This window comes from Acidovorax sp. NO-1, assembly GCF_000238595.1.
Classification (GTDB): Bacteria; Pseudomonadota; Gammaproteobacteria; order Burkholderiales; family Burkholderiaceae_C; genus Acidovorax.
The window spans coordinates 1-2,068 of record NZ_AGTS01000057.1 but is presented as its reverse complement, the minus strand read 5'-3'; the positions used below and the strand labels follow the sequence as shown (position 1 = coordinate 2,068).

General features: G+C 60.1%; 2 protein-coding genes and 1 pseudogene. All 3 read right to left on the bottom strand.

Going from position 1 to position 2,068, the window contains the following annotated elements:
• A pseudogene (locus KYG_RS06515) lies at positions 1 to 218 on the bottom strand (hypothetical protein); the annotation flags it as partial.
• 39 nt (positions 219 to 257) lie between these two features.
• Positions 258 to 1,670 (bottom strand): multicopper oxidase family protein, encoded by a 1,413-nt coding sequence (locus KYG_RS06510; RefSeq protein ID WP_034693458.1) that lies wholly within the window; start codon positions 1,668 to 1,670, stop codon positions 258 to 260.
• A gap of 19 nt (positions 1,671 to 1,689) precedes the next feature.
• The coding region (locus KYG_RS06505; RefSeq protein WP_369749739.1) for a TolC family protein at positions 1,690 to 2,068 on the bottom strand (379 nt) is incomplete at its 5' end.

Here is a 2,068-nt window from a genome sequence, read left to right as displayed (position 1 = left end):
TCGCCCTGCTTGACGGAGATTGCTGCCGGCGTGAAGCGCATGGTGTCAGCCATGTCCACGTTGATCGTGCGGGTCACCTTGGCAGCTTTGCCGGGTTGACCAATGGCTGACTCCTCGCTTGCGTGGCCGTGACCACCGCTGTGAGTGCCACCTGCAAAGCTGTTAAAGGACAGAGCCACCAGGGCGGAGGCTGCGATCAGGGAAAGAGTGCGTTTCATAGTTGCCTTGGGTTGTGAAGGTGATGGGGAACGTGGCAGTTAGTGGCCGCTGTGCGAAGACGGCTTTTTGACCTTGACGACAGTGTCCGAGCTGGACTTCTCTTTGCGAGGCATGGACTGTCCGCCCTCGGCCTTGAAGCGGGCCGGTTCAGCCATCGGACCGGTGTACTCGTAGGCCACCGTGCCCTCCGGGTTCTTGTACCAACCCGGGTTCTTGTAGTCGCCCGGTTTCTGGTCGCGGCGAACCTTTAAGACACTGAACATCCCGCCCATTTCGACCGAGCCGAACGGGCCTTCTCCGGTCATCATGGGAATGGTGTTGTCCGGGATGGGCATCTCCATTTCCGTCATGTCTGCCATGCCCCGCTCGCCCATGACCATGTAGTCGGGGATCAAGTTGTTGATCTTCTTGGCCACGCCCCGGTGGTCCACGCCAATCATGGTGGGAATGTCGTGCCCCATTGCATTCATGGTGTGGTGGCTCTTGTGGCAGTGGAACGCCCAGTCGCCTTCTTCGTCCGCGAGGAACTCGATTTGACGCATCTGTCCAACGGCCACGTCGGTGGTCACTTCATACAGACGGGTGCTCTTGGGTGTGGGTCCGCCATCCGTGCCGGTGACCAAAAACTCATGACCGTGCAAATGCATGGGGTGGTTGGTCATGGTGAGGTTGCCGATGCGAATGCGCACCTTGTCGTTAAGCCGGACATTCAAGGAGTCGATGCCGGGAAAGATGCGGCTGTTCCATGTCCACAGATTGAAGTTCAGCATCTCCGCAACCTTGGGCGTGGCGGCGCCGGGCTCAATGTCGTAGGCACTGAGCAGGAAGCAAAAGTCTCGATTCACTTCATCAATCAGCGGATGCTTGGTCTTCGGATGCGTTATCCAGAAGCCCATCATGCCCATGGCCATCTGGGTCATCTCATCGGCGTGCGGGTGGTACATGAAGGTACCTGGACGGCGCGCCACAAATTCGTAGACAAAGGTTTTGCCCGACTGAATCGCGGGCTGGTTCAGCCCTGCCACACCGTCCATGCCGTTGGGCAAACGCTGTCCGTGCCAGTGGATGCTGGTGTGCTCGGGCAGCTTGTTGGTCACAAAAATGCGAACGCGGTCACCTTCCACCACTTCGATGGTGGGGCCCGGACTCTGGCCGTTGTACCCCCAAAGGTGCGCCTTGAAGCCTGGGGCCATCTCGCGCACCACCGGTTCTGCCACCAAGTGAAACTCCTTGACCCCCTGATTCATGCGCCAGGGCAGCGTCCAGCCGTTCAGCGTGACCACCGGGTTGTAGGGGCGCCCAGAGTTGGGCACCAAAGGCGCCATGGTGTCTGGGCTTGACTGGTACACGGGTTCCGGCAGTGCCGCCATCGCCACTCGGCTCACACTCGCTGCGGCCACGGCCCCTCCGGCAATGCCCGCAAATCGGAAAAAATCTCTTCTTGAATTCATGTTGGTTTCCTTGACGGGATCAGTGGCCTGCACCAGCTTCGGCAGCGGCTGCGCCACCGCCCGAGACGCCAGCACTGGTGGGCTTGCCGATGAGAGAGGCCTGAAGGGCGGCATCGGCCTGCCAGAACTGCTGTTCGGCGTTCAGGGCCGCCATCACCGAGTTCACCTGGTCACGGGAGTCAGCGAGCAACTCGAAAACGCTGATAAGCATCCCGTTGTAGCGAAGCTGGTTTTCTTCTGAAATGGTTTTTCTCAGGGGGATCACTTCGTCGCGATGGTGACGCGCGATGTCATACGCAGTGCGGTACGCGGAGTAGCTCTCCCGAAGGTTGGAGCCCGCCGCGCGGGCAGTCGCCTCAAGGCGATTGGCTGCAGCCAGGGTCTGCGCGTTCATAGCG